This window comes from Cohnella yongneupensis (genome assembly GCF_042655785.1).
In the GTDB taxonomy this organism is placed as follows: domain Bacteria; phylum Bacillota; class Bacilli; order Paenibacillales; family Paenibacillaceae; genus Cohnella; species Cohnella yongneupensis.
This window is the reverse complement of the sequence record NZ_JBHSNC010000055.1, coordinates 74,260-94,340: the sequence shown is the minus strand read 5'-3', so window position 1 is coordinate 94,340 and position 20,081 is coordinate 74,260. Positions and strand designations below refer to the sequence as shown.

General features: G+C 53.2%; 19 protein-coding genes and 6 tRNA genes. 6 read left to right on the top strand and 19 right to left on the bottom strand.

Annotated features, from left to right (window positions below):
• Positions 1-140: 140 nt before the first annotated feature.
• Positions 141-2,678: a beta-mannosidase gene (locus tag ACFPQ4_RS19575; protein ID WP_378113579.1), complete on the bottom strand. Its 2,538-nt coding sequence runs from the start codon at positions 2,676-2,678 to the stop codon at positions 141-143.
• 177 nt (positions 2,679-2,855) lie between these two features.
• A complete protein-coding gene (locus ACFPQ4_RS19570; protein ID WP_378113578.1) occupies positions 2,856-3,443 on the bottom strand; it encodes a guanylate kinase in 588 nt (195 codons plus the stop codon).
• A 273-nt stretch (positions 3,444-3,716) separates the two neighbouring features.
• On the opposite strand from ACFPQ4_RS19570, the gene ACFPQ4_RS19565 reads away from it, so the two are divergent.
• Entirely contained in the window at positions 3,717-4,244 is a 528-nt protein-coding gene (locus tag ACFPQ4_RS19565; RefSeq protein ID WP_378113577.1) for a C40 family peptidase, read from the top strand.
• 49 nt (positions 4,245-4,293) lie between these two features.
• Here the strand turns inward: ACFPQ4_RS19565 and ACFPQ4_RS19560 are convergent, their stop codons facing one another.
• The 6 genes from ACFPQ4_RS19560 to ACFPQ4_RS19535 all read right to left on the bottom strand — a co-directional run bounded on the left by ACFPQ4_RS19560 (position 4,294) and on the right by ACFPQ4_RS19535 (position 9,025).
• Complete coding sequence (locus ACFPQ4_RS19560; RefSeq protein ID WP_378113576.1) at positions 4,294-5,226, bottom strand: SPFH domain-containing protein; 933 nt, start codon at positions 5,224-5,226, stop codon at positions 4,294-4,296.
• A 3-nt stretch (positions 5,227-5,229) separates the two neighbouring features.
• Positions 5,230-5,664, bottom strand: a complete 435-nt coding sequence (locus ACFPQ4_RS19555) for an NfeD family protein (protein WP_378113575.1) — start codon at positions 5,662-5,664, stop codon at positions 5,230-5,232.
• 26 nt (positions 5,665-5,690) lie between these two features.
• On the bottom strand, positions 5,691-6,293 hold the full coding sequence (locus ACFPQ4_RS19550; protein WP_378113574.1) for an RNA polymerase sigma factor: 603 nt from the start codon (positions 6,291-6,293) through the stop codon (positions 5,691-5,693).
• Positions 6,294-6,464: 171 nt separating this feature from the next.
• On the bottom strand, positions 6,465-7,007 hold the full coding sequence (locus tag ACFPQ4_RS19545; RefSeq protein ID WP_378113573.1) for a hypothetical protein: 543 nt from the start codon (positions 7,005-7,007) through the stop codon (positions 6,465-6,467).
• 67 nt (positions 7,008-7,074) lie between these two features.
• Positions 7,075-8,160: a hypothetical protein gene (locus tag ACFPQ4_RS19540; RefSeq protein ID WP_378113572.1), complete on the bottom strand. Its 1,086-nt coding sequence runs from the start codon at positions 8,158-8,160 to the stop codon at positions 7,075-7,077.
• Positions 8,161-8,338: 178 nt separating this feature from the next.
• On the bottom strand, positions 8,339-9,025 hold the full coding sequence (locus ACFPQ4_RS19535; protein WP_378113571.1) for a TerC family protein: 687 nt from the start codon (positions 9,023-9,025) through the stop codon (positions 8,339-8,341).
• 274 nt (positions 9,026-9,299) lie between these two features.
• Between ACFPQ4_RS19535 and ACFPQ4_RS19530 the strand changes: the two genes are divergently transcribed.
• Together ACFPQ4_RS19530 and fdhD are read left to right on the top strand one after the other, a co-directional pair.
• Positions 9,300-11,654 carry an FdhF/YdeP family oxidoreductase gene (locus ACFPQ4_RS19530; RefSeq protein WP_378113570.1) on the top strand — a complete coding sequence of 785 codons (2,355 nt, stop codon included), beginning with the start codon at positions 9,300-9,302 and terminating at the stop codon, positions 11,652-11,654.
• A gap of 21 nt (positions 11,655-11,675) precedes the next feature.
• A complete protein-coding gene (gene fdhD / locus ACFPQ4_RS19525) occupies positions 11,676-12,470 on the top strand; it encodes a formate dehydrogenase accessory sulfurtransferase FdhD (protein ID WP_378113569.1) in 795 nt (264 codons plus the stop codon).
• 70 nt (positions 12,471-12,540) lie between these two features.
• On the opposite strand, the gene ACFPQ4_RS19520 is transcribed toward fdhD, so the two are convergent.
• The 5 genes from ACFPQ4_RS19520 to ACFPQ4_RS19500 form a co-directional block, all read right to left on the bottom strand.
• Positions 12,541-12,626: transfer RNA gene (locus ACFPQ4_RS19520), tRNA-Leu, on the bottom strand.
• A 99-nt stretch (positions 12,627-12,725) separates the two neighbouring features.
• Positions 12,726-13,013, bottom strand: a complete 288-nt coding sequence (locus tag ACFPQ4_RS19515) for a hypothetical protein (RefSeq protein WP_378113568.1) — start codon at positions 13,011-13,013, stop codon at positions 12,726-12,728.
• A 158-nt stretch (positions 13,014-13,171) separates the two neighbouring features.
• Complete coding sequence (locus tag ACFPQ4_RS19510) at positions 13,172-13,957, bottom strand: SDR family oxidoreductase (protein ID WP_378113567.1); 786 nt, start codon at positions 13,955-13,957, stop codon at positions 13,172-13,174.
• A 1-nt stretch (position 13,958) separates the two neighbouring features.
• Positions 13,959-14,693 carry a DODA-type extradiol aromatic ring-opening family dioxygenase gene (locus ACFPQ4_RS19505; protein WP_378113565.1) on the bottom strand — a complete coding sequence of 245 codons (735 nt, stop codon included), beginning with the start codon at positions 14,691-14,693 and terminating at the stop codon, positions 13,959-13,961.
• A 51-nt stretch (positions 14,694-14,744) separates the two neighbouring features.
• On the bottom strand, positions 14,745-15,404 hold the full coding sequence (locus ACFPQ4_RS19500) for an alpha/beta hydrolase (RefSeq protein ID WP_378113564.1): 660 nt from the start codon (positions 15,402-15,404) through the stop codon (positions 14,745-14,747).
• 154 nt (positions 15,405-15,558) lie between these two features.
• On the opposite strand from ACFPQ4_RS19500, the gene ACFPQ4_RS19495 reads away from it, so the two are divergent.
• Positions 15,559-16,116 carry a helix-turn-helix domain-containing protein gene (locus ACFPQ4_RS19495; protein WP_378113563.1) on the top strand — a complete coding sequence of 186 codons (558 nt, stop codon included), beginning with the start codon at positions 15,559-15,561 and terminating at the stop codon, positions 16,114-16,116.
• Between the two features lie 193 nt (positions 16,117-16,309).
• Here ACFPQ4_RS19495 and ACFPQ4_RS19490 read toward each other — a convergent pair.
• From ACFPQ4_RS19490 to ACFPQ4_RS19470, 5 genes are all read right to left on the bottom strand, one after another.
• Positions 16,310-16,395, bottom strand: a tRNA-Leu gene (locus tag ACFPQ4_RS19490).
• Between the two features lie 48 nt (positions 16,396-16,443).
• Positions 16,444-16,519: transfer RNA gene (locus ACFPQ4_RS19485), tRNA-Lys, on the bottom strand.
• Between the two features lie 3 nt (positions 16,520-16,522).
• Positions 16,523-16,597: transfer RNA gene (locus ACFPQ4_RS19480), tRNA-Glu, on the bottom strand.
• A gap of 466 nt (positions 16,598-17,063) precedes the next feature.
• Positions 17,064-17,154, bottom strand: a tRNA-Ser gene (locus ACFPQ4_RS19475).
• Between the two features lies 1 nt (position 17,155).
• Positions 17,156-17,231 (bottom strand) — tRNA-Asn (locus ACFPQ4_RS19470).
• 223 nt (positions 17,232-17,454) lie between these two features.
• Between ACFPQ4_RS19470 and ACFPQ4_RS19465 the strand changes: the two genes are divergently transcribed.
• On the top strand, positions 17,455-17,982 hold the full coding sequence (locus tag ACFPQ4_RS19465; protein ID WP_378113562.1) for a TetR/AcrR family transcriptional regulator: 528 nt from the start codon (positions 17,455-17,457) through the stop codon (positions 17,980-17,982).
• Positions 17,983-18,150: 168 nt separating this feature from the next.
• Positions 18,151-19,581: an MFS transporter gene (locus ACFPQ4_RS19460; protein ID WP_378113561.1), complete on the top strand. Its 1,431-nt coding sequence runs from the start codon at positions 18,151-18,153 to the stop codon at positions 19,579-19,581.
• Here ACFPQ4_RS19460 and ACFPQ4_RS19455 read toward each other — a convergent pair.
• Positions 19,532-20,017, bottom strand: coding sequence for a SprT family protein (locus ACFPQ4_RS19455; protein WP_378113609.1), 486 nt, complete (start codon positions 20,015-20,017; stop codon positions 19,532-19,534). The two genes, ACFPQ4_RS19460 and ACFPQ4_RS19455, sit on opposite strands and share 50 nt — an antisense overlap.
• Between the last annotated feature and the right edge of the window lie 64 nt (positions 20,018-20,081).

Genomic DNA, 20,081 nt, shown 5'->3' with positions numbered 1-20,081 from the left:
CTTCGCGAAAGACGCAAAAAAACCGCAAACCCCGGCGACGATACGCCGGAATTTGCGGTGCTTCCGCTTACTTTTGAATGTACGGACACTTTACCATATTACATAAAATCTGACAATACTCATTTTCCGTCAGCTTGCTTTTAAAGCGCATAATCGAACATCGACGTGACGACGAGCTCGCCCGGCGATGCCGGAGCGAATGCTTGCTCCGCCGCGCCCCGCTTGAGGAATTGAACCGTACGTGGAAGCCCCGGCACCAGATCGAAGAAATTGTCGGTGAAGATGCCCTCTTCGTCCGATTGCAGCCATACTTGCTTAGCCAAGCTAGCGGACGACAGCTCGAACTTCGTGCCGTTGCTGCCCGCGATTTCTCGCACCGTGATGTCCGGATTAGACAGTTCGAGGAACTTGGAGTAAGCGAAATAATGCTCCTTCGCTTCCAGCGTTTGTCCGTCGCTCTTCAGCTCCGCTACGAGCATCGTCCGGTTAGGATCTCGACCCGCGAGCAGTTCGCCTGCAGATAGAGTAAGCACGACTGCTGCCGAATTCGCTTCGATTCGCGCTGGCACGACGCCCGCCTTCAACGCCTTGCCGGCAAAATCGTACAGCGTCCACGCGAGGGTGCCGTCCAGCGTCGTCGTCAAATCGGATACGATATGGAACGATACCGCGTCTTCCGCTTGGTCGATCGACACGAGCACGTCGCGGAAGCTGCGCTTCGCGTAATACTGCGTCGCTTTCCAGCGGCCGTAGTAATCTATGCTAGACCACGACGCAACCGGCCAACAATCGTTAATTTGCCAGTATAGCGTGCCCATGCAATAATCCATCGCGCGGCGATGCGCCTCGATCGCCATCTTCATGCCTTCCGCTTGAAGCACGGAGCTCATGTAGAGGAACGAGGTGAAGTCTTTCGAGTCTTTCATGTATTTGTCGGAATAGTCCTTGATCAGAAAATTGCCGCGGCCGTTCTTCTGGTGATGGAGCATAACCTCGGAATCGAGAGCCATGTCGGCTTCGCCCGCGAACGTGCGCACCGTCTTATATTCCGGGAACGATTGGAAGCCGTATTCGCTCATGAACCGACCGATGTTACCCTTATAGTTCTCGAACGGTTCTTGCGCGTGCCATACCGCCCAGAAGTGAATGTCCCCGTTCGGAGTGCTATTGCCCGCATGCTGAGAAGCATCGTTCGTAAGGCCTTGCATCGGCGACGACGGCCAGTAAGCAATATCGGACGACATCGCTTCCACTACATCAGGCAGGATGCGATGGAACACCGCTTCGTAATCCGCCCATATTTTGACCCTTTGTTCCGCCGTGTATAGCTTCTTCCAGCCCCAGCCGCCTTCTTCGATGTAATGCGACCAAGCGCCGTCGATCTCGTTGTTGCCGCACCAGAGCGCGATGCTCGGATGGTTGCGCAGTCTGCGGACGTTGTCCTCCGCTTCGGCGCGCACGTTATCGAGGAACGCTTGGTCTCCCGGATACATGCTGCAAGCGAACATGAAGTCCTGCCACACCAATATGCCATATTCGTCGCACAATTCGTAGAAAATATCCTGCTCGTAAATGCCGCCGCCCCATACGCGCAGCATGTTGAAGTTCGACTCCGCCGCGCTCGCGATCTCATGGCGGTAACGCTCGACCGTCACTTCGTTCACGAAGCTGTCGTTCGGAATATGATTCGCCCCTTTGGCGAATACGGGAATGCCGTTCACTTCAAAATAAAACGAGGAACCGCGCTCATCGGGCTTGCGAATGAGCTTCACGGAGCGAAGTCCGGTACGAACCGAACGGCGAGCCAGCTCGGCATCGCCCTCGACGACGGAAGCTTCGAACGTATACAGATGCTGCTCGCCCAATCCGCGGGACCACCATAACTTCGGCGACGCGATGGAGAGCGGAAGCTCGATCGTCTGCACGCCCGCTTGGAGGCTGAAGCCGCCGCTCCAGCTCGCGCCGTCTGTACCTATATTCAATACGATCTCCCGAGGAGCTTCGGATTCGATTTCGATAACCGCCGTCAATTTCGCCGTCTCGGCGGTAATTTCGTCCTGACGAATGAATACGTCCTTCAGACGCAATTCGCTCCAGCCGCGAAGATAGATGTTCTGCCAAATCCCGCTCGTCACGAAGCGAGGACCCCAGTCCCAACCGAAATGATAAGGGGCTTTGCGGGAAAACACGCTTAGTTTCTTATCGCCGACGCCGCCCGTCGCGGAGTCGTCGTTCGTAGCCGGCAGACCGTATCCGTTCTCCTCCAGCTTGCGCAAGCCTTCTTGAATAGCCGAACGGAATATAATTCTAAGCTTATTGCCGCGCGCTTGCACATAAGGCTTCACGTCCGCCGTCCAAACCCGGAACATGTTATCCGCGGACAGGACGAGGCGATCGTTCAAGTACACGTCCGCATAAGTATCCAATCCTTCGCACACGAGCTCAAGCTTGCCGGAAGTCAGTTGCTCCGTCGCGACGTCGAACTCCGTACAGTATTCCCAATCTTTCTTGTCGATCCATTGCAGCGACTTCTCGTTCGTCCCTACGAACGGAGCGTCGATCTTGCCGTTCTGCAGCAGATCCGTATGGACACAGCCCGGTACTCGCGCGGGCAACCAAGATTGTTCGTCTATTGCTTTGAATTGCCAATCCGTAAGCAACTCTCTCCATTCGTTCACGCGTGAATCCTCCATCGCTCTCATGTTAGCGTTAATGTTATCATAAAATTATATCAGTATAGCTAACAAAAACAACCCCGCAAAACTACAAAAAAAACCGTAAATCCGGACACTTTAGGCTCCGAACTAACGGTTCACGCTTGCAAGTATAATTTGTTAGGTAGTATTCCCTAGTTATTAGTCCTTATCAACAAGATTACGTTGCAAGTACGCTTCGAGCGTATTCGTAATTTCGTACGTCGTCTGTCCGAGATCGTAGTTCTCGAATGCATGCTCGCAGGATGCGCGGTAAGCCATCTCGCTATCGTAATGACCGAGGCGAGCGGTTATCGTATCCGGATCTATACCGAGCCGGCGTTGACGTTCCTCCACCGTCCGGCGATCCGCGTAGACGAACAACCGTACCACCTTTTCACCGTACACCTTCTTCAATATTTCCGCGCCTTCGCGGTTCAGAATCAGGTAGACGCAGCCTCGCAGATCCAGGTGTTCTTCGACGTCGAGTCCGCGTATGCCGTAATAATGTCCGTCGATAGTGACGCTCTCGAGAAATTCTCCCTGCATCTCCATCTCTTCATACGTCGCGTGCGTAACGAAATGATAGTCCTGTCCGTTCACTTCGCCCGGTCGCTGCGAACGGGTCGCGTAGGATACGACTTTAGCCATTCCGAACGTCTGTCCGACGGCTTCGGCCACCGACTTCCGACCCGATCCGTCCGGTCCCGTGAATACGATAATCTTCTCGCGGTCATTGAATTCGTACATTCGCGTCATCTCCCTTATCTATGAAACAAGATGCCAGGTGCCAAATGCAGAATTATCTGTTAATTATCAATTATAGCGGAAATAAACCGTTATCGTCAATTGAGACGAATGATAAGTGCGAATTACGCGCGAATGCTCCGCCGATCGACGAATTTCTTCGCACGCCCAGATGTTGGATTATGAGAAGTCCCTTAAATAGCCTATTTGCAGACAAGCCCCGTGATATACTGCCCTCGAACAACATTAAGAAATCAAGCACAATAGGAGGGCAATATGACCAACACTAAACCGAATCAACCGATATGGAAAAGAACGCTGATCGCGGCAATCTGCTGCGCCATCTTGCTCACGGGCAGCTCCATCGTCTCCCAGCCCGCGGCTCATGCCGCTACGACGACGGCTCAAGCCAGCTCGACCAAAGCTCAGAAAAAAGCAGCCATCGTTGCGTTCGCGCAATCGCTTAAAGGCAAAGTCAAATATAAGTTCGGCGTAAACAACCCAAGCAAGCTGTGGTTCGACTGCTCATCGTTCACGAAGTACGTCTTCGCGTCGCAGGGCATCAGCCTGAAATGGGGAACGGCATCGCAAAGCAAGCAAGGCGTCTACGTAGCCAAAAAAAATCTGCAAGTCGGCGATCTCATCTTCTTCAGCGTCAGCACGCCGGGCAAAATCAATCACGTCGGCATCTACATCGGCGGCGGGAAGTTCATTCACAATACGACCGGCAGCGTGAACGGCGTCACGGTCAGCAACCTAAGCGCGTACACGAAACGTTACATCACCGCGAGAAGAGTAAGCTAAAGCGATAACAGCCCTGCCTCGATCCGATGGCAGGGCTGACTTTTTTCCGTTAGGCTTTCTTATTCGATTTGAACAGTTCGGCTATCGCGCCTACGCTACCTAGCGTATCGACGGCGCTGATGGGCAGGAACACTTTGTTGGATGCGCCTTTCGCGACTTCCTCGAGCGCCTCGAAGGAACGGTAAGCAAGTACGTTCTCGTCGAGTCCCGCGTTCCTCAACAGCTCGATCCGCGTTTTCTCCGCTTCGGCGACCGCTTGAATCGCCTTCGCTTGGCCGAGCGCCTCCAGCTCTTGCGCTTGACGCAAGCCTTCGGCTTGGCGGATGCGCGCTTCCTTGTCGCCTTCCGCTTTCAGAATCTTGCTCTGCTTGTCGCCTTCGGCCCGCAGGATAACGTCTTGCTTGGCGGCTTCAGCCTCGAGCACGATCGCGCGCTTGCTCCGCTCCGCTTTCATCTGCTTATCCATCGCCTCTTGAATATCGGTCGGCGGCTTAATGTCGAGCACTTCGACGCGTTCGATACGCACGCCCCACTTCTCCGTCGCCTCGTCGAGCGCGATTCGGATGTTGGACGAAATTCTCTCTCGGCCGGACAAAGTCTCGTCTAACTCCATATTGCCGATGATTTGACGCAACGTCGCCGTCGTAATATTCCGCACGCCGTAGACGTAGTCGGAAATGCCATACGTCGCTTGCTCGGGCGAGACGATCTGGTAAAAAATTATCGTATCGATGTGAACTTGCACATTGTCCTTCGTAATGACCGTCTGCGGCGGAACGTTCGATTGTTGGATGCGCAGATCGAGATTGACCCGCACGTGATCGATGATCGGGATTAGGATGTTGATGCCCGGCGTGAGCAGCCGATGGAATTTTCCGAGTCGTTCTACGACCCCTACGCGTTGCTGCGGCACGATCTTAACCGTTAAAGAAATGAAAATGACGATAACCGCGAGAATGACCAAGACGATAATGAGACCCATTTGCTAATCCTCCCATTTCTGAACTTCAAGCACCGTCGTGCCTCTGCTGATGACTCTTACTTTCTCTTCCTTATGCAACATATGCTTCGATATTGCGCTCCATGTTTCGCTTCCGACTTTCACGATGCCCGGCGCGCCGTCCACGATATCCTCCAAGACTATGCCAGGTTTGCCGACCATATCGTCGATCGCGTCCTTGAACCCTTGCGATTGTCTGAATTTGCGCGTAAGCGGCTTCGTGTAGACCGTCAGCAAGAGAGCAACGAGGCCTCCGGAGAGCGCCTGCAAGACGAAGTTATCCGGTGCCGCCGGCAATAAGGCAACGACAGCCGCCACGACGGCTCCAATGCCGAGCCATAGCAAGTAAAACGTAAGCGTAAGCATCTCTAGAATAATCAGTACTCCGCCTACGATGAGCCAAATTGCCCACCAATCCATAGTTCGTCACCCCCAGGTAGTCGAATTCAGACAAGAAGCATGCCCGGAGCGGTCAATAAAGCGATGACCCACTTCTTCTTCAATTGTTGCCTTGCGCGGGACAGCCTCGACTTGATCGTCCCCTCCGGGAGCTTCGTCAGTTGGCTGATCTCGGTTAAGCTGAGGTCGTCCATGTATCGGTTGTATAGAATCTCCCGGTCTTTGGCGCGAAGGCCGGACAACAATTCCCTGAATTCGTCCGCTTGCTCTCTCTCCAGGCATTCCTCTTCCGGGCTCCGGATGGCGGCTTGCGGATGCGGGTACTCCGCGTCGGTCGTAAGCTGCTGCGGCCGCGCCTTTTTCCGTCTCATGAGGTCCAGACATAGATTTTTGGTGATCTGATGAATCCACGTCGTGAACTTCTTGCTCGGGTCGTACTTGTCGATATGAAGCAGTACGCGAATGAACGTCTCTTGGATCATGTCCTCGCATTCCTGCCTGTTCTTCAGCATTCTGTGCGCGAGCGAAAACAAGCTGTTGTAATACAGATTCATCAGTTCCGTGAACGCGGTGGATTCGGGGTCCCCCGCTTTGATCTGCCGAACTAAGTCCGCCGTCTTCATCTTTCTTCGCCCGCTTCCCGTTTTCACATAAGTAACTCTTGACATAATTCTACCAGATAAGCCGAGTCTACGAATATATTAATTTCAAGGCATTTCTTTGCCGCGAAGCAAAACCGTTCCTTCAATATTATGAGATTAGCGGGTCGGGTATGTATGAAACAAGAAAGAGAAGGCCGTAGCCGTCCCTTAGTCAAAACGTTACAGCTTATCTTGCTCCTCCACTATCCGATTGGAAACATAGCCGATCGTTACCGGTCCCAAAATTTGCAGCGTAACCGTAGACTCGTCGTTCTTCCACAGGGTGAACCAATTCAGTCCGTCATCGTCCGTCTGATCTTGGATTGGCTCTCCGAATTTATTCAGTAAAGTATCTTTAAAGGACCCATATACCGAAGGGTAATCTTCGGTAGATTTTACATCCGTGCTAATGTCGACTTCATAGAGCTTATCGTCCTTGTTTAACACATATTTGATTTCGATCGGTATTTCTTGGAACGTATCCTTGTACTCCAAAAGGGTGACTTGTTCTTCTTCAAAAGTTTGCGTATCCACCAGCTCCGCGCTCTCCGACTGCTTAACTTGCTTCGCGCTCATTCCCCAGCCCGCGTTGCGAACGGAAATTTCGCCTTGGAACGCAGACTCGTCTTTCCCGTTATTTCCGTTATTGACGGAGTTTCCTTTCGAACAGGAAGCCAGCAGAACGGCAACGAACAACAGTACGATACAATTAACCTTTTTCAAACCTTTCACCCTCCGATTGTGTCCCTCAAGCCCATGATGTCTGAGGTCATTTCACTTGCTTGATCGATCAATTCGCGTACGCCGCGTTCACTTTCCAACCGTATTTCGTCTTGCAAAACTCAGCATAGGCATTTATCGTGTAAGTGCCTTCTTCCCCGCTTAGCGTCACTTTCTGCGATAAGGCGGCGAATTGTTTGTCCGCCGATAACTTGAACGTCGCCGATTGCTTCAGATTAAAGCGCGGCATCAGATCGGAATAATCGTCGCTGATGGAATACGCCGGTATATATCCGCCTTTCTTGCCAAAGCCGCCGTCCGAATCATAAAGCAGGCTCTGCTTAAACTCGAAAATATAGTTAAACGTGAATAGTGAAGCCATCGCGAGTGTATAGCTTTCGTCCGATCTCGCCTTTTCGAAGCTCGTCTGGAGCTTGTACGCGTTAGCGAGAATCGTCAGCGCTTGCGGCGCCGTTAGCGTACCGACTTTCGGACGCTGATCGTCCCGCTTGCCGTCTTGGCCGTATACGACCGACACGTACTTGCCCTGTTTCGTGTCCCATTGCGTTACGACTCTATCGTAAATGCTATCCGCCCGGCTAAGATTGTCCGTATCCGGATTATAGGAGTACTCCTCCCAAGTCGTTATCTCCTGATAGCCGTCTTTGTTCGTATCCGCGATCTCTACGTTCTGACCTGCCCCGTCTGCCGTTCCGGCTTGAACGAGCTTTCCGCTCTTGAGGGCGTAGAGCTTGACGGTTACGAACGCCGAATTGCCGGTATAGACATTGATAACGACCGCTGCACCGATCTTAAAAAGCGGGTTTTTGATCGTGCGCAACGTGTATTCCTCGTGATAATCGATCGCCTCATCTCCGCCCTCGCCCACTTTCGCCAGCGAAATCAGCTTTCCGTTATCCGGGCGATACACGCCGAGATACACTCTCCCGCTCGTGTTTAAAAGCACGATGTCGGATACTCCGTCGTTGTTCATATCCGCATTCAACGACTTAAGGGGCGCGTTCGCCGGAAGCTTAAGCGTCTGCCGGAATGCGGTATATGCGGTTTGCGTAGCCTTGCCTGCCGCCATCGCCGGTTCTGTTATTACCGTGAATAGTGCGGTAATCGCCAGCATGGCTATGAGCCATCTTTTCATGTTCGTAATCTCGCCCTTCGCGTCATTTTCGATCTGGTTACATAACCGCAACAAGAGTGCCACAGTCCTACAAGATTCTCCATTATTCGAGCAATCCCTTTATCTTTTAGGAATTTTTTAGGTTTCTGGACGCAAAAAGAACCCTTGCAGGGGCAAGGGTTCTTCCTTATCGATCGCATTAATGCTCTTTTATAACCGTTCGTTTTTTGAGGCTTTTTCTCATCCGCACGAGGCCCATCAAGAACACGCCTACCGTAAACACGATCGGAACGACGTAACGCAAGCCCGACATCCATGGCTCGAACCAACGTTCGATCATCTCATCTTTGACTAGCATCTCTCCCGATGTGTAAGCAAGCAATGCGGCGCCGAGCAAAACGATGATCGGGAATCTCTTCATTAGAGAGGTTAAAAGTTGGCTGCACCACACGATAAGCGGAATGCTGACGGCAAGTCCGATTCCGATCAATACCCAGTCGCCCTCCGCGACGCCGGCTACCGCGACCACGTTGTCCAAGCTCATGATCACGTCGGCGATGACGATCGTCTTGATGGCTTGTCCGACCGACAGGCCGCCTTTTTCCACGTCGTCTTCCTCTTCGCCCATAAGAAGCTTAACCGCGATATAAAGCAACAGCAATCCGCCGATCGCTTCCACCATCGGAATTTTTAGCAGCCATACGGCTACGAACGTCAATACTAACCGAAGGAACACCGCGCCGAACGTCCCCCAGAAAATCGCCTTCTTCTGTTGCTCCGGCTCCAGCTTCCGGCAAGCCATCGCGATAACGACGGCGTTGTCGCCGCTTAATACGATGTTGACCAATATAATTTCGAGCAATCCAAGCAACCATTCTGTCTCCATCTGATCTTCCCCACTCCGTATCCCCATAGGTTGTTCTAGCTTTTATAATACACCTTCCAAGCCTCCTTATGCGAATAAAACGTATGCGCGAACTAACGATTGCCCATGTAAGCGTTTGTTGTTAAGATGAAGCTAACGTTGCACGACCTGACTTATTCCCTAGACTTACCCAGCTTAGAGTAACCGCGAGACTTGAATTCTTCTACCCGAAGACTAAGAGGCTTTGCGGTTTTTTTTATTATTCGTCGTCAGAGTTAGATCGGGAGGGAACGCCTTGGGGACAACGAAGCATTCCGGCAGAACGAAGCTGCCGATGCGGCCAAGTCCGAAGCTGTGGGTGAGCAAAGTGCCTTTCGGACTCGGTAAAATAAAACCGAAGCACATCCGCGAAACGTTGAAAGTCGCATGGGAAAACCGAGACAATCTGCCTTATGCCTACCGCATACTCACGCAGGGCGTCTGCGACGGATGCGCGCTCGGCGTATCCGGCTTGCGCGATCAGACGCTGACCGGCCCCCATATTTGCACGACTAGGCTGAACTTGCTTCGCCTGAACACGATGCCGGCGATTAAACCGCAGGCGCTGCATGCGGACATCGAAGAGCTTCGCCGTATGAACAGCGCTCAGCTGCGGGATCTCGGCAGAATTCCTTACCCTATGGTTCGTCGCATGGGCGATCGCTCGTTCAAGCGCGCGACTTGGGACGAAGCAATGGATCGCATCTCCGCTAAAATACGCGGCATCGATCCGAAGCAGCTCGCGTTTTATTTGACGGCGCGCGGGATTACGAACGAGTCTTATTACGCGGCAGCCAAGGCTGCTCGGTTCATCGGCACGAACAATATCGACAACGCCTCGCGGATTTGCCATTCCCCTTCGAAGACGGCGTTGAAGAGATCGCTCGGAATCGGGGCTTCCAGCTGCAACTACAAGGATTGGATCGGCACCGACGTCCTCGTCTTCTGGGGCAGCGTGGCCGCCAACAATCAACCGGTATCCACGAAGTACATGTACGCGGCCAAGCGCAAAGGAACGAAAATCATTGTTATCAATCCCTATCGCGAGCCTGCGATGGAAGGCTACTGGATTCCGTCCATCCCGGAATCCGCCCTGTTCGGCACGAAGCTTGCGGACGATTTTTACCAGGTCAACATCGGCGGGGATATCGCCTTCATGAACGGCGTCATGAAAATCTGGTTCGAGATGGAACGCGATACGCCGGGTTCCGCGATCGACCGCGCGTTCGTTAGCGAGCACGTTAACGGCTACGAGACTTTGAAATCGCACGTCGAGAACCAGCACTGGGAACCGATCGAGCGATCGTCGGGCTTGTCGCGCGAGCGTATAAGGGAGTTCGCCGAGTTGCTTGCGGGATCCCGCTCGGGCGTATTCGTCTGGAGCATGGGATTGACGCAGCATCGGTTCGGTACGGACAACATCTCTCAAGTAGCCAATTTGGCTTTGCTTAGAGGCTTCCTCGGACGCGAGCATTGCGGCGTCATGCCCATCCGGGGGCATAGCGGCGTGCAAGGCTCCGGCGAAATGGGCGCCGATCCGTTCAGCTTGCCGGGCGGAGAATTTTACGGCCCGGACATCGATCGGATCGAGCGGTTATGGGGGTTCGGGTTGCCTAGATGGCAAGGCGATATCGTTGGCGTATCCCTCGAGAACGCCTTGCTGCCGGAAGATCATGAACGCAAGCTCAAGCTGTTCTATACGTCGGGCGGAAACTTCCTTGAGACGATGCCTGATCCGGAGTTCGTCGGGCGCTGCTTGGAGAACGTGGAGCTCCGCGTGCATCAGGACATCGTGCTGAACACATCGACGCTTGCGGACGCCAAGGAAGAAGTGTGGGTGCTGCCCGCTATGACCCGCTACGAGCAGCCCGGCGGCGGAACGTCCACCTCCACCGAGCGCATGGTCTATTATTCGCCGGAGATCAATGGGCCGCGCATCGGCGAAGCACGGCCGGAATGGTCCATCTATTGCGAGCTGGCCGCGCGGGTTAACCCGGAACGACGCCACGCTATTACGTTCAGGGATGCCGCGCATATCCGGGAGGAGATTGCCCGAGCGGTGCCCTATTACGAAGGCGTTCAGCATCTGTCCGTACAGGGAGACGTATTCCAATGGGGCGGAGCATGGCTGTGCGAGGGCGGCAAGTGTCCGACGGAAGACGGCAAAGGTCGATTGCTTGCGATCGAGCAGCCCGAGCTACGCAAGCCAGAGGGGACATTTTACGCGACTACGCGTCGCGGCAAGCAGTTCAACTCGATGGTTTACGACGAGACCGATTCGTTTAACGGAGCCGATCGTTACGACGTCCTCATGAACGAAGGCGACGCGACAACGCTCGGTATTCGCGAAGGAGATGCCATCGTCGCATACAATCGGTATGGCGTTATGCATGGCCGCGCCAAGCCGGCCGACATCGCCACGGGGAATATCGAGCTCTATTGGCCGGAAAGTAACGTGCTTCTGCCCCAGGGTAGCTACGAACCGTATGCCGGGATCCCGGAGTATAACGCAGCCGTAGTCGTAGAAAAGGCGGAAACGTATCACGCGTTGAAGGACACGCGTTATGTAGAACGCCGAATCGAACAGTTGGAGCTGGAGTTGCCTGGATAATCGAGGAGAGGGAGTCGGCGTATGACGGATCATCCATCCCGCGTCACTTGGAGTACGACCAAAGTTAACGGCGAACATTCCGTTGAAATAGAAGACGATATCGCGGCGGAGTTTCCTCTGACGATCCGGCTTGACGGCGAGGAATTCGCGACGCTCGTCTGTTCCCCTAGCCATCTGACGGACCTAGTTATCGGCTTTCTGGCATCGGAAGGTATCATACGCTCTGCAGAAGAGATCAAGCATCTCTCGATAGACGAAGACGGCGGCTTCGCATACGTCGACCTCCATCGGCCGCAATCGACCGCAAAGGAATTCCACTCCAAGCGGATTATCGGCTCCTGTTGCGGCAAGAGCAGGCAATTCTACTTTCATAACGATGCGAGAACGGCGAAAACCCTGGCCGGAGGGAACGTAATTTCGGCGGAACGGTGCTTCGAACTTATGAAGCGCATGCAGGCGAGCTCCGTTGATTTTCATCTCACCGGCGGTTTCCATAATGCGGCACTGTGCACCGAAGACGGTTTAATGGAGATTCGTACCGACATCGGCCGCCACAACGCTCTCGATAAGTTATTCGGCTATTGCCTACGCCAGCGTATCCCTACGAAACCATGCGTTATCACCTTCAGCGGGCGGCTGTCCTCGGAGGTCGTGCTTAAGGCGGCCAAGATCGGTTGTCCGATCTTATTGTCCAAATCCGCGCCGACGGACCTGGCGCTACGCCTGGCCGAGGATCTGGGCATTACTTGCGTCGGCTTTATTCGCGCGGATTCCATGAACGTATATACGCATCGGGAGCGGATTATTGGATTGTAGTTGCATGGAAGCAATATCCCCAAAAATCAAAAAAACCCTTGCTTCCGCAAGGGTTCCTCATTGTAGATTATGGTGCGGTCGAGAGGACTCGAACCTCCACGAGATTGCTCCCGCCAGCCCCTCAAGCTGGTGCGTCTGCCATTCCGCCACGACCGCATTGTGTTATTTACTTCGAACACTCTCCGAGTATAGTATCTCTCTACCGAAAAGTAAAGCATCCGTTAAAAAGTTTAAATATTCAATGACTTTCTGCTATTAGATCAATGCAATAGCCAGCAGCGTGAACAGCGACAAGGCCAGAATATCGAAGCCATATCCGTAGCCGTATCCGTAGCCTGGATATCCGCCGAATCCCCAAGCAGAGACTTTAGCTTTGCTAGCTTTGCTTGGTTTGCCTGCCAGCGTCAATCCGCCGCCTGTTCTGCGCAGGTAAACGTTGTCCGAATCGACGTGTACGATAACTCCTTCGAAGCAGCCGCAGCGCGTATCAATGCGTACGTGACGATTCATATGCCTTTTGCACAGTTCATACATTTCACCCATTTGGATGGTTATCCTCCCAACTTCATATCGTCTAGCTGATATAGGGTATGTGTAGGATAAGCCCTGAGTTTGGATGATTCGCGAAATGTGCGGTTGTCCCCCTTCACCCATGCCAAAAAGCCAGCCTCATGAGGCTGGCTAATTATGTCGGACGGCGATTAAATCCCCTTCAGCATTCCGCCATCGACGACCAGGGTTTGCCCGGTTACGTAGGTATTAGCGAACGAGCCATAAAATACGACGTAACGTGCGAATTCCTCCGGCGTGCCCATCCGGCCAAGCGGGATAAGCGATGCCGACTGCGCTTGAAATTCCTCGATCGGGATGTTCCGGTCCAGCGCCCTCTTCCCGTCCAACTCGTTCACGCGGTCCGTCGCGATTCTTCCCGGGGCGATCGTATTTATGAGAATACCCTCGCTCGCCAGCTCCGAAGCCAAACTTTTGGTCAACGCTTGAACGCCCGCCCGGAACACGTTGGACAGAATAAGGCCTTCGATCGGCTGCTTAATGGAGGTGGAGGCTAGATTCACGATTCTGCCGCCGCCCGCAGACCGCATATGGGGTAGCGCTTCTCGAATCATCCGGATCGTGCTCAGAAGGCTAAGCTCGAACCCGCCTAGCCAATCCTCGTCCTCCATATCCGAGAAGGTACCGCTTGGAGGTCCTCCAGCATTGGTGACGAGGATATCCAGCCCCCCGCCCGCGGAAGCGGTCTGGATGGCTCGGCGGATCTCCTCTTCGTTCAACACGTCCATCCGCACGATCGCGGCTTCGTGCCCGGTCGCCGCCCGGATCTCGTCTCGGGTTTGCTCTAGCTGCTCCAGGCTGCGGCTTGCGATCGTTAGACGCGCGCCTTCCCGCGCGAATTCGAGCGCGGCGGCTTTCCCCAGACCTTTACTAGAAGCGGCTACGAATACGGATTTACCTGCCAGTCCCAGGTTCATATTAGTTGAACTCCCAGCAGCTTAAACTTAACGTACCCAACTGATAGCTGCGGTGCAACAACTTCGCCTGCCGATTGCCGTCTCCGGTCCCCATCGCAAGCAGCAAAGGGATGAAATGTTCATTCGTCGGAACGGCCTCTTTAGCATAAGGAGCCGACTTCTCATATTCGAACAATGCTTCTAGGTCCCAATTCTCGAGCTTTTCGCGAATCCAATCGTCAAAGGCGACCGCCCATTCGTCGGGAGTATTCCCTCCCTGCCAATTCAACATCCGCAAATTGTGAACGATGCCGCCGCTTCCGATGATCAGAATGTCCTGCTCCCTTAGAGACGACAAAGCTTTCCCGATTCGGTACTGCTCCTCGTTCGTTAAAAACCGGTTGACGGACAATGCGACGACCGGAATATCCGCGTCGGGATACATCAGCTTAAGTACGGCCCATGCCCCATGATCCAGTCCTCTCTCCGGATTCATGATGCTAGGGATACCGTTCTTCTCGAATAGTTGTTGAATCTCATCGCTAATGGCCAGGTCTCCGCGGGCAGGATAAGTCATCTGGTATAGTTCATCTTGAAAACCGGAAAAATCATAGATGGTGGAGTACTTATCCACGGTGCTGATCGATTGCGCTCCGCTCTCCCAATGCGCGGAGAAAAGCACGATCGCTCTAGGCGGCTTAGGCATTGAAGCGGCGAATGTCTTCAAGAAATCCGTATAATCATGTTGATCGAGCACAAGCGACGGCGCTCCATGAGCAACAAAGTAAGATGGGATCATGAGGTTTGTTCACTCCTTATTCGTAGGTAATTGCGCATCTTGCAGAAGCCAAGCGATGAAATCTCTTTGGTTGTCCACCGTGACTCCGTGATCGGACGGGTAGATCTTGAAAGCGAAGCGCGGCGTTAGCTTATTAAAATACTCGGCGTTGTCTTTTCCGATTTGAACCGGGAATACGGAGTCAAACTCGCCGTGCGAGATGAACACCGACACCTTGTCCACGCTTTGCAGCGGATACTCGGCCTTGACGAAATCCGGAACGTAGCCGTTCAAAGCCACGATTCCTTTTAACTGCTCCCCCATCGTAAGCGCAAGGGTCATGGATAAGATGGCGCCCTGGCTGAAGCCGAGCAAGTAGCGCTTGTTTGCGTCGATCGGATATTTCTCGGTCGCGTATTGAATGAACGCCTCTAGCTGCCGAACGGCCCTGTCAAAGCTTTCGCGAATCGGATTACCCAATCCCCTCAGCTCGTAATATTGATATCCCGTGCCTAACAGAAGATCCCCCCGAATGTTCACGATGATAAATTCGCCGGACAACGGAGCTACCAAACCCTGCATGTTACGCTCATTCGAGCCTTTTCCATGAAGCGTGAAGATCGTCGGATAGGCTTTGCCCGGGTCCCTCCGGGCAGGGAGATGGATGTCGTATTCATAAGTCGGTATCATGGCAATCCTCCTCTAAATCTATTAATTATATTACTAATAAAAATTTATTGTTCGTATTGGTAATATACCTCCGTTGCCTATAGCTTGTCAATCGATTTATTGTTAATATAGAATTATGTTTTGTATTACTAATATTCTCTGGAGGGTGATCCCGATGGACATCGGCTCCACGATCCGAGCCATACGCAAACGCAAAAACATCACGATCGTTCAAATATGCGAAGAAACTGGATTGTCGCAAGGCTTCATGAGTCAAGTAGAGACGAATAAAACTTCTCCTTCGATCTCGACGTTGAATAGCATCGCCAAGGCATTGAAGGTTCCATTGACTTATCTTCTCATGCAAAAAGACGAACGCATGGCCATTGTCCGCAAAGCCGACCGCAAGGTGACGACAAGCGGGGGCGATAAGCTGAAGGTCGAGCACCTCAGCTCTGCCAAAGGCATAACAATGATGCTCGTCGAGTTTCCGCCCAACTCTTCTACAGGCGAAGCACCTCATGCCCATAAGGGCGAGGAGACCCATCTGGTTATCCAGGGGAAAATATTAGCCGAGCAGGGAGAGGACTCCGCCGTGCTGGAAGAAGGAGACTCTTTCAGTTGGAATGCATGTACTCCCCATAAGGTAACCAATATAAGCGACGGAAGCAGCATCGTTCTCATCTCCGTGCATACGGAGTCGGACGAGAATCGGGAACGCGATTTTCTGTAGGCTTAAGACCCGCACCTTTATTAGTACGCCGACGGAAAGTTAATGGGCCATGGCTTTTAGCCATGGCCCTCGTCTGGTTGCTATAGAATAAGATGAAGCTAAACAACAAAGCCTCGGCAAATATGCCGGGGCCCGTTCCATTGTGTAAAATTAAAGAACCCTTGCTTCCGCAAGGATTCGTCATTATCGATTATGGTGCGGTCGAGAGGACTCGAACCTCCACGAGATTGCTCCCGCCAGCCCCTCAAGCTGGTGCGTCTGCCATTCCGCCACGACCGCATATTCGATTGTCTTCCGATCCGGCTTTCGCCAAATCCGAACTAAAAATGGTGAGCCATGTAGGACTCGAACCTACGACACCCTGATTAAAAGTCAGGTGCTCTACCAACTGAGCTAATGGCTCGCATGGTGACCCCTAGGGGATTCGAACCCCTGTTACCTCCGTGAAAGGGAGGTGTCTTAACCGCTTGACCAAGGGGCCAAATCTGGTCTGCGATGCTGTTCTTGTGGGCTACCCGTTTCAGACGACAAATATGAGTATATCTGAATCATAGGGCAAAGGCAAGCTCTTTTTGCTTTTATTTTAGAGGAAAAATCATACAGGGAACCTCTTCGTACTATCGCGTACCGGCAAGCTCATTTCCACACAATAACTCGATCTCGTCGTGCTATTGCGTGCCATCGAGCCCATTTCCTCTAAATAACTCGATCTCGTCGTGCTATTGCGTGCCACCGAGCCCATTTCCTCTTAATAACTCGATCTCGCAGCGCTATTTCATGCCACCGAGCCCATTTCCTCTTAATAACTCGATCTCGCCGCGCTATTACGTGCCACCGTGCCCATTTCCTTTTAATAACTCGATCTCGTCGTGTTATCGCCAGAAAATCAAAAAGAGCCCGCGGCATAATGCCGACGCGCTCCTTCAAGTCGTCTGTTTGAAATTACATGGCGGGGAGAGAGGGATTCGAACCCTCGCACGCATGACACGTCTACTCCCTTAGCAGAGGAGCCCCTTATAGCCACTTGGGTATCTCCCCATGGCTCCCCGAACAGGACTCGAACCTGTGACAACTCGATTAACAGTCGAGTGCTCTACCAACTGAGCTATCAGGGAATGTTTCAAAAGCGACAAGTAGTAATTTATCATGGTTCAATGTTGAAGTCAAGCATTGCGGTTTATTTTTCTTAGTTGAAAAAATTACCATGGACTCGATTCCCGATTTCGCTTATTTCTCCATACAGTATTGACAACAATACCCATGACGTGTTATTTATTGATTAATAAATCAAATTCGAACGCGCCAGCCTATTCGCACCTAAGAAGGAGCCATCCCCGCATGAGTCCTAAAGATGAAGTGATCGCCAATCGCAAAGACCAGATCTTGCAGTGCGCCGCGGCGCTATTCGCGGACCAGGGTTACTACAAAACGACGACCGCGCATGTCGCCAGCGCCGCAGGCGTGACGCAGCCTTATGTGTTCCATTTTTTTAAGTCCAAAGAACAGCTCTACTTAACCGTGCTCGAGCACGCCTTCGAAAGAATGCGGCTCGCCTTCAGCACCGTCGACGCCCCTCCGGCCGAGCTGAGCCATCGCATGGGAAGCGCCTTTAACGACTTGATGGCTACGCACCGCAGCGAGATGCTCCTGCTCATGCAATGCTTCACGACGCCTGAACCCGAGGTCAGACAGTTCTCCAGAGACAAATTTTCCTTGATCTACGACACGATCAAAGCCCGCTATGAGCAAGCGGGCATTCCTAATCCCGCGCACGAAACGAGCATGTTCATCTCCTGCGGCATGATTATTACGCTGGCGGAAGTGCTTTCCTTGCCTAAGCTTATTCCATGGGGCGACATCCGCTAATGCGGATTCCCTCGACTCATTCGTTTATTTATCAATAAATAAAGTTTGTCCACCAAGAAAACAATGCTGGTTTATCCGTTACGTCTCAAGAGCCCTCTTCGCCCATCGCGAAGTCTCTATATCCGCTTTGTTTATTTATCAATAAATAAAAAATAGGAGTGATTAGTTATGTTTACCCCCGATCGCGTACGTCTGCTGTTCGTCACTTGTATCGCCTTATTCATGGCCATGTTAGACAATCTGGTGCTCGGTGTGGCGCTGCCTTCCATCCAAAAAGACCTTGGCGCGACCCTATCGGATCTCGAGTGGTTCATGAACGCTTACACGCTGGCTTTCGCCGTCCTTCTCATCCCGTTCAGCGTGCTCGGAGACTCGATCGGCAGGAAGCAAGTATTCCTCGCCGGCGTCGCCGTCTTCACGCTTGGATCCCTGCTCTCCGGTGTATCCGACTCCGCCATCTCGCTCATCCTCTCCCGCGCTCTGCAAGGCGTAGGAGGCGCCGCCATCGTACCCCTTAGCTTGACGCTCGTCAACGGCGCATTCCCGCCAGAGAAGCGCGCCGCCGCTCTCGGCATGTGGTCCGGTATCGCCGGGCTTGGCCTTAGCATCGGGCCACTTGTCGGCGGTCTAATAATGGAGGGCGCGCCTTGGCAAATGATTTTCTACGTTAACGTACCGATCGGCCTGATCGCCTTCGTGCTCGGCCTCAAGTGGCTTCAACCTTCCCGCGGTATTCGCAAGCCGTTCGATCCGGTCGGCATCGTGCTTCTTACGTCGGGCTTGCTAGGCATCGTGTTCGGATTGGAACGCGGCAACTCCGAAGGCTGGGGCTCCACGCTCGTGGTCAGCGCATTGGCGGGTGGATTCGCGCTGTTAGCGCTGTTCTACTTATGGGAAAGAAAACGGGAAAACCCATTCATCCGCTTCGATCTGTTCCGCCGCAAAGCTTATGCCTCATACGTCTTCGCGGGCTTCTGGATGAATGCCGGCGTATTCGGAGCCATCTTCCTCCTGACGCTCTTCTTGCAACAAGCGCAAGGAAATTCCCCGCTTGGCGCCGGCGTTCGCGAAATGGCTTGGACGACGATGACGATGATCGCCGCTCCCTTAGCCGGCCTAGCCATAAATCGGTTCGGCAACAAAAACGTGCTTCTCGCCGGCCTAGCGTTCCAGACGGTCGCTCTCGCTTGGTTCGCATGGCTTATCTCAGCCAAAGGCGCAGACTTCTCGTTCGTCCAAATGCTCGCGCCGATGATGCTCGCCGGTACCGGAATGGGCTTAAGTTTCACTCCGCTTTCCCACGGCTCGCTTACGTCCGTTCCGGAAGACGCCGCGGGCGAAGCAAGCGGCATGGGTAACGCGACAAGAGAGCTTGGCGGCGTGTTCGGCATCGCGATTACTGGTTTGATTTTCCAATCCGGAGCGACCGTCACGAATCCTGAGCAATTCGCCGATCATATCGTCCCAAGCCTTGAAGCCGGCGCGCTGATGATGGCCTTCGCTTTGCTCGGCGTTGCCTTCTTCGTTCGCACCCGGCTCAAAGCCGGCGCTAACGCGGCATTGTCTGCTCCACCGTCTCCCGCGCCTGAAGGAGCTTAAGCTTGCCCCGGCAGCGCCCGCAAGCGTACTTGCGCGGATCGACCTTACGCTTGCGAGGATACTCCATTCCGCACGCCTGACAGACTAACCAGTATTTCACCGGCAGCGTCCTCGACGCGCCAGGCAACGCGCGGCAATGCCTCGTCGCGCCTACCTGCTTCAACAGCGCCTTGAAATCCGCGTCTCTATGCTGGTATCCTCTGCGCTGAATATGCAGATGATAATGACATAGTTCATGCTTTATGATCGATTCCGTCTCGGCTTCGCCGTGTACCTCAAGCTGATGCGGGCTGATCTCTATGTTATGGCTTTTCATGAAATAGCGTCCGCCCGTCGTTCTTAGGCGCGAATTGAAGGTCGCCTTATGCAGGAAAGGACGGCCGAACGAAGCGAGCGACACGCGCTCGACCCATTGTTGCAGTTGTTCATTCGTCATAGTAGTCACTTCACGGTTTCCCCTCTCCGCAAGACAGCTTGCCTACTTGAATTGTAGTCCGCGA